Origin of the sequence: Fibrobacter intestinalis (genome assembly GCF_900167415.1) — a bacterium.
GTDB classification, from domain to species: Bacteria; Fibrobacterota; Fibrobacteria; order Fibrobacterales; family Fibrobacteraceae; genus Hallerella; species Hallerella intestinalis.
On the sequence record NZ_FUWU01000087.1, the window covers coordinates 1 to 7,674 of the forward strand.

Consider the following 7,674-nt stretch of genomic DNA (forward strand, 5'->3'; position numbering starts at 1 on the left):
ATGTGCTTCAGGATGATGAGCCCGGTCATAAGACGGATCGGCTTGTTTGGCGCACCCATCTTTTCGTCGAACAATTTGGAAAACTCGGTCTCGAACTTGTTCCAGTCAATCTTGTTCGCGAGAACGTAGAGGGGGTGCTTGTGGTTCAACTGCTCCTCAAGGGAACAGAAAAGGCTTGTCTGTGCGTGGGATTTTGGCGGTCTGTACATAAAAAATGCAAGGTTTTCAATCATATTTTAGAAATCCTTGCAATATTTTCACAGGGTAGAAATCAGTTTTTCCCAATAGTTATGCGGGCTGGGCGGGATTTTAAGGGACGACTAATTATACGGCCGATATGGCGGGCAAAGGGGAAAGTGCGACGGGCATAAAAAAGCAATTGCTCAATGCAATCAATACGAAGCGGCTTCCTTATCTTGAAGCCATGGAAAGTGCGGGTTTTTATGGAAGATTTATTGAAAAGGTTTCCCTTGAAGTGGACCGCGCCAATGCCGCCGCAAGGCATGGGGCGAAACCCGGCGAAAAGGTGCCGGTGGATTCGGAGGGGGCTGGGGAATAGGCGAAAGCTTTGCCAGAAAAGGGACGCTTGCAGCGTCCCTTTTGGAGTAGCTGTTCATGGCCAAAACGATATGACGTGCCGTTCCTGTGTGTCTATTCAAGGTTCCCCTGTTTTGCCTAGGGGGAAAAATGTGGTTTATAGTGGATTTCATTATAATTACCGGAAGCGATATCGATTTTCCTATTGAAGTCGGCGAATATACGGATGATTTGTCTATCATGACGACCGTTTATTGGCGGTAGCCGATGGCGATATTTGTATAATGGATAAAAAATACTTGCGTTGCCGAAGTTGTTGAATTATTTTTCATTCATGTAATGAAGAAGGAGGGCCCTATGGGTAAAATTCGTCTCATTTTGGCTTTTTTATTTTCGGTGGCGGTGTTTTCACACGCCGAAGGCGGTTGTTCTGGGCCGGGGCAGAATCCGGGGATTCCGACTCAATCTTGCTATGAAATACTGTCTTCGTTTTATATGGGAATTCAGTCCGCGGATGGAATGTTTTTTATTGATACCGACAAAGACGTCCAGTACAACAATAAAACCTATAAATTGCGTTTCTTTGTTACAGCGACCAGCAGCTCATATAACCAAATACAGGCCTTGGCTCAAACGGGTTATGCCACTCGTAGCCGGATTGAAGTCATCTATCCCAATTATGCCGAAACTACGGTTACAAACGCTACGGCATTGAACAATACGAATTGCAGCACGAATACGGATAATGCGGGCAATGCTGCCTATATGTATTGCCCAATCCAAGCTCTTTCGATTCTTGAATAGCTCATGTTCAGACTAGTTTCGTTCTTCTTTGCGCTACTTCTATTTGTTCCGTCTGCTTTTGCCACGGTTCATGTTCTTCCCTATAATGTTAGAACGGTTTTGGATTTAAGTGACGGGGATACGATTTCTTTGGAAGGATTGCCGACGGACTGGACCTATTCCCGGGTGGTTCTTGGAATCAATTCGACTCCGTCCGTCCCGATGACGGGATATCTCGTTGTCAATAATTGTAGGCACGCCTTGGATTCCTATTATCGGGAAATCGCATTTGCCTACACGAGCGAAATAAGAATAAAGTTTTCTGGAGCATCGCTGCAGAGGATGCCTATGCAATGGTGGGTTGATAACAACGACTCTTTTTCGCAATGTGAAAAAATAGAGCTTTCTAGGGCGGATTCCGTACAGATGGCGTTAAAGAATTTTGCGGACTCTTTATATGCAAACAAGATTAAGAATTACAAAAGTTTAGGTGAATTAAATTCTGAAACAATTTTTGAAGGTAGTTCAGAAAATTTTAAAATTGAAAAGCTCCCTAATTGGTTTTACAATCGTATTTATGTACAAATAGAATCTATCGATGGTCGAGAATTGAATGGCTATGCCTATGTAAAGAATAAAAAGGCTCGTGTTCGTGGATGGACTTCTACGGTTGTTCTTTCTCAAAAAACAAAATATATTCCCTATTTTGAATTGGCTTTTCCTGAATATCGCAAAGTGAAGGTGAAATGGTGGTTGACAAACGAACTGCCGACAGAAATTCAGATTCAGACTACTGAGACGAACTTGGGTAATGACTCGATTCAAGTCAGTTATGCTTTTGGCAGAACGCCTTATTCTGCGATAGCCGTTAAGTTGAAATTTGAAAAAAATGCTTTCGAAGATGGAAAACCGCCAGTTGTAAAAAAGCTTTCCTTTAACCCGCATGGGCCAGAAAATTTGGATGAGCTTGCGGTGATGGGTGATGTTTTTGATATTCAAGCACAATTAAAACCGGGGCGTGAAGTTACGTTGGCTCTTCCCTTGGACTTTAATTATCTTTCTGGGCGAGATACGATAACGGTAGGTCATTTTTTAGTGTCCGAAAACCGATGGGTTGAAGAACCCGTGGACAGCATAGTTAATAATTATGCCTATTTTAAGGCTAAGTCTTTTAGTTTGAGGAGCCTTTTTCGAAAAGCGTGCAAAGTTGTAAATAAAGCGGCGATCGTCACTTTCACACCTGCTGTTGGCATTTCGTCCATTTTTTCAGAAGACGTTCGTGATGAGGTAGAATCACTAGCCTCCGGATGGACGGATATTCAAATCGGCATTGTAAATGGAGTAGTTGATGGGGTTTATTGGGTTTATGACTTGTACAATGAACTTCGCTGCTTTGATTTTGACGGCGTCAGAGATAGGTTTAAACGACTTTTTCGAAATGCCGAATCCGCAGATTGGGAGGTCCCGCAAGGTCGGCTGTTTGGTTCCGTTTTTTGGGATTTTTCATTCATAAATTATTTAAGAGATAAACAAGAGAAAGGATTAACAACTAAGAATGACGCGATGTCGTATTGTTCTTTACCTGAAAACAACTGCAATCGTCAAGAACACGCTTGGAAGGAAACTGCTAAGAATTTGGATGTTTTGCTGGCGGATGCAGTTATTGCCCAAGCGGGGTATGCTAGCCGAAAATTTGTATTTACAAAAGAATCAAATGAGTTGTATTTTCGGGATACAACCAAATTAGACTCGGCAAGAATGAAATTTACCGACTATTTTTTGACAAATAGCGGAATGCTTTCCGATGCGGCTTGGGTAGTAAGAGGTCTGGAAGGATGTTACAATGCAACAAATCTAACTGGTGCGATACTGACCAATTGGATTGAATTGGGCAAAAGTATTTACAATTTGGACTATCAGGATTTTTGTAAAAAACTTGCTTATACGTATGGGCATAATGATGGCTATTTGAACGATGTCGTTGAATGTGGTGAATTTGCTGCCAACTGGAATACGGCAAAAACTTTTTTTGATTCACATATAGGAAAGCTTCAAGAAATATCCAATGCAATGGTGAGGGTTTCTTTATTGGCGTGGATTGATAAGGAATTTAGACATTATGCAAAAGATGCCTATAAATCCGTTTATGACGGTATTCGTGCGTGGCTGGAATTAGCCGGACCGATGTTAATGGACAATAACCTTGTCGCCAAGGCTTATGCAAGCATCGCTCTTTATGAATTTCTATATTATGGAACGCACGAAAATTTGGATTATTTGAATACGGCTTTGAATATGCATTATGGAGAAAATGGCGGCTATTCAGAAGGAACAGGTTACTCTCAATATATTTGGGATGATGTCCCTTATGTCCTTGCCGCTTTACGGGATGCTTATAAATTGGCCAATAAAATGATGCCAACCATTGAAAATAAATTTCTGCGTTCACCATATTATATGACCGAATTTTCGCGTCCTGTAAAGAATTATGGTTATATTCCCGTTGAAATTGACGATGGCTGCACTTACAATCCGGATTATCGAGTTTGGTCAAAACTGACCGGCGATGCTAATTTTTTGAATTGGTCTGAAGCTTACCCTTTAAAACAGGAAGATGGGAAAATTAATCCCCTTGTCGCATTTGGCTTTCCCGATAAAAATCTGTATCAAACAAAGCCGTTAGGATTTTCTCCCCAAATAGGCAGTAGGAGCAAGTGCAAGGATGGCATTTGTTTGATTACAGCTATTGGTGCTGGCGATACGGTCGCTTTATCCATGATTGCGGAAAAAGGCCGCTTATGGACGAATGGGCAAGGCCATGATCAGCAGGATAACTTGTCTATAACTCTTTCCAGTTCCAATAAAGGATTCCTTATTCAAGATCGGGGTTATTCGGGATTTGACGCCAGAAAGAAAGGAGATAATTTTCATCGTCATCTACATCATAATGTATTGACGATTGCGTCGAATTGTGATAAGAGTGCTCCTGATGAAACCTGCTTGGAAGCGAATGCGCAGAGTGACAATCATATTGTAAGCGTTCAGGAAATCCGCAAAAGGATGGAAGAATTTTCCGGCTATGCTCCGGGAGCGTCTTGGTCGTTGCTGTCTTTTTTGCTGGTTCATTTTGACTTGCTTGGAAATGACTTCAATGTGGAAGGAGGCACGGAAGCAACCATTGTGGATTCTTTACAGAATATCGAAATGGATGCTAGGGGATATACGGCAAAGCATGCTTTAACAAAATACGATAAATTAATCCCATCGACGGTCACGAATCACCGCTCCATCCTTTATTTTGGTGGAAATTTTTGGGTCATCGATAGGCCTAGCGAACAAGGAATGGCTTGGCTTGCCAATTCGTCGGAAAAATATTGGGAAGGTATTGGAATTCATCTTTACGGTTCGTTATTGGAAGATTTGGGTATAGGGGCTAAAAGTGTCCCTCGAGAAATTCCACAAGGGTCTTCGAGAACAGATTATCCGGAACGTAGTAATAAAATTTTGCCCAACCACTGGTTTGCCATTCAAGACAATAAGGCAAAGACTTATGTAATGAACTATTCCGTCGATGGTGAAGTTTTTTCCAAAACATCAACTCGTTGTCCTGAGTATTTTCAATGCTTTGTAAATACAGGAAAGGATAAACGGTTAGTCGTTCCACCGCAAGGTGTAAAATACAGGGTTAGCTCTGTATTAGAAAGGTTTTCTGGCTCGCCAGAATTAGACGGGATAATGTTGGCTACGCGGAATAAAAAGAACGTTTGGGAATACGACGTTTTGGACGGCCAAACTTTTGGTGAATATCGATATGAAAACGCTGTTGACTTGCCTGCGTTGCGCATTCTCCTCTTGAGGCGATGATGAATAAAATTTTATCGTTCATTTGCTTGTTGCTATTGGGATGCGGCTTTGCGCTTAACGGTGGCGACCCTTCTTCCGGTGATTATTATGTAACAACGACAATTCATAGGCCGTTGGATTTTAAATTTGTATGGCAGGAGGATTCTCTGGTGTATGCTTACGCTTCATTAATAGGGCCTTATGAACCTGTTGATCTTGGCAGTAATGCTTACATTAATGCCGGTAGCTATGTTTTAGAGTTTAGTAAGGGGGAAGGCTCGTTGAATGCTAGTCCACATTGGGAAGGAGTGTCTGAAGTATTCGATTCAACCATAGTGAATTTATTTTACTCCGTGGATTCCTCGCGGCATCTCCAATTTTCCCTGGTAGATTCCATTGAAACGGTTAAAAGTTATGATTTGGACTTGACGCCGGTTTTTTCCTATACGAATGCTGTAAAGCATTACGAAATCCGCGGGGATTCCATTGACATATTCCTCCCCGAAGGAAATTTTTACGTTCTCTATGTCGGTTCATGCTATAATGGCTATGATAATTTCAGTGATTTGTCGATGGATGTGACATATACTTATTGCAAAAAAATCAAATCTTCGGAAAAATCGCAGACGATTACTTTGGAAATTGCGGCTCTTCATCGTTCGTCATTTTTCGTTTATCTAGTCTATGATAAAGAAAGTTCCTCGGGAACGGATGTCTTTACTTTTTTGTGGCGGTATAATGTATAGGATTTTCTATTTCGTTTGCCTTCTGGCGTTTTCCGGTTGTTCCCTTTTTTTTGAGGATTCCGGTACGTCCAGTGATGACCACAAGTGGAGAAGTGCAACGTCTCATGGGTCCTCATTGGACGTTTATCTCGCTATCTATTGCCCTAGAGACATGTCTTGCCGTTCGACCTTGCAGCTTGACGGAACTCCGAAACCTTCAAAAAGTTACACATGGGGGTTTCATTATACATTCATCGGCGGAAACGACACCCTTATTGCAGAGGATGATTTGTTTATTGACGGAACGGATTCGGTACGTTCGTGGAATCTCCCTGTGACGGATCGCCATGTTCGTTTTTCCCTTTTGGACGATAAAAAGAAGCATAAGGACTATGACATCGATTTGTCCCCCTGGATGGGGGAAGTTTCCCGAGCAAGGGATTCCGTTTCGTTTACGAATTTCAATGTTGGCTCGTATGTCTGCTTTTACAAATTTCAGGAAAGTATCTGTCGCACGATTCTGGATGAATCGGAACAGATTGCCATACCGAACGATTCCTCTTACTACCCGTTTTACAGGGTGAAACAACAAAACGTTTATATCCAGGTGGGAAAATATACGGACGAGTTGTTTGTCCTGACGACTGTTTATTGGCGATGAGATTCCTCTGCATGGGAGGAATTGCTGAACTCTGCCCGCAATTTTCTATCCGTTTTTACTCGGAAGACTGCTTCTCCTTTTCCTTTGCAAGGGAATCCAGATAGTTCCGCCGGTGCATCTGGTAATAGGGCGACAGGGAATCGATCAGGCCCTTGAACTGGATGGTGTCGAGAGGATAAGTAAAAAAATAATAATCTTTCCTTTTCCACAGACGAATTCCGTCGTTGGCGATGATATCATGTTCTTTTGGGTTATCCAAATACCAAATTTTCCCGTTATAATTCCTTTTGCAGAAAGGGAAATATTTCTTGGTGACGGGATTTATCGGCGAAATCGAATGAATCGCTATATGTGAAATTTTCCCGCAATCGAAAGTAATTCCCATACTCACATAGCTTGTATCGTCGTCATCTGTTTGGCAATCTAAACAGCGATAAACCATATAATCCGTAACAAGGGAAGCCGCGAGGCTGTCTTTCGCTCCGGGAAATAACAGCTTCAGAGGAATTTTTGTGCGGAATTTCTTGATAGGATTATCGCCATCTTCTTGAAAATTGAAGCAGATGTCGAGTCCCGTCAGGAAAAGGGTAGAGTCTTGAAGTTTGTATCGCCCGGCGATGCCGCTTAAAGGCTTCGATTTTGTTTCTCGGAAAAAATTTTCTAACGCATTTGTTAGCGCGAAAAGTGCCCAATGATGACCTCCGTATTCCAGAATATCTCCACAGGGAGGCGAATAATGTTGTTTGAAGTTGGAATCCTGTACATCCTCTTGGTCAGGATATTCGGGGTCGGACCAATTAGCGAGGCAACTTGGGTTATTTTTACACCCTTCCCAACCAATAACCTGCACAGAATCCTGGCTGGTTGCCAACAGGGAATTTGCCGATAGGGCGAGCAGGGCGATGAGGAAAATGGGGTTGCGCAAGGAAGGCTTCATTTGGAAAATTTCCTTTAGTCTTGTTCCAAAGTCGGTTTGATGTAATTAGTCTCCCCTTAAAATCCCGCCCAGCCCGCATAACTATTGGGAAAAACTGATTTCTACCCTGTGAAAATATTGCAAGGTTTTCTAAAATATGACTGAAAACCTTGCATTTTTTTCATGTACAGACCGCCAAAATCCCACGC

Annotated in this window: 6 protein-coding genes and 1 pseudogene; 5 read left to right on the forward strand and 2 right to left on the reverse strand. The window is 42.2% G+C overall.

Features of this window, described 5'->3' with window-relative positions:
- A pseudogene (locus tag B5D40_RS14380) lies at positions 1 to 209 on the reverse strand (IS5/IS1182 family transposase); the annotation flags it as partial.
- Between the two features lie 128 nt (positions 210 to 337).
- On the opposite strand from B5D40_RS14380, the gene B5D40_RS14385 reads away from it, so the two are divergent.
- From B5D40_RS14385 to B5D40_RS14405, 5 genes are all read left to right on the forward strand, one after another.
- Positions 338 to 559, forward strand: coding sequence for a hypothetical protein (locus B5D40_RS14385; RefSeq protein WP_078777475.1), 222 nt, complete (start codon positions 338 to 340; stop codon positions 557 to 559).
- Between the two features lie 335 nt (positions 560 to 894).
- Positions 895 to 1,341 carry a hypothetical protein gene (locus B5D40_RS14390; RefSeq protein WP_078777476.1) on the forward strand — a complete coding sequence of 149 codons (447 nt, stop codon included), beginning with the start codon at positions 895 to 897 and terminating at the stop codon, positions 1,339 to 1,341.
- Positions 1,342 to 1,668: 327 nt separating this feature from the next.
- Positions 1,669 to 5,184 carry a hypothetical protein gene (locus tag B5D40_RS14395; RefSeq protein ID WP_143394549.1) on the forward strand — a complete coding sequence of 1,172 codons (3,516 nt, stop codon included), beginning with the start codon at positions 1,669 to 1,671 and terminating at the stop codon, positions 5,182 to 5,184.
- 314 nt (positions 5,185 to 5,498) lie between these two features.
- Positions 5,499 to 5,909, forward strand: coding sequence for a hypothetical protein (locus B5D40_RS15775; RefSeq protein ID WP_078777478.1), 411 nt, complete (start codon positions 5,499 to 5,501; stop codon positions 5,907 to 5,909).
- A gap of 151 nt (positions 5,910 to 6,060) precedes the next feature.
- Positions 6,061 to 6,549 (forward strand): hypothetical protein, encoded by a 489-nt coding sequence (locus tag B5D40_RS14405; RefSeq protein WP_143394550.1) that lies wholly within the window; start codon positions 6,061 to 6,063, stop codon positions 6,547 to 6,549.
- Between the two features lie 55 nt (positions 6,550 to 6,604).
- On the opposite strand, the gene B5D40_RS14410 is transcribed toward B5D40_RS14405, so the two are convergent.
- Positions 6,605 to 7,486 (reverse strand): hypothetical protein, encoded by an 882-nt coding sequence (locus B5D40_RS14410; protein ID WP_078777480.1) that lies wholly within the window; start codon positions 7,484 to 7,486, stop codon positions 6,605 to 6,607.
- Positions 7,487 to 7,674 lie beyond the last annotated feature (188 nt).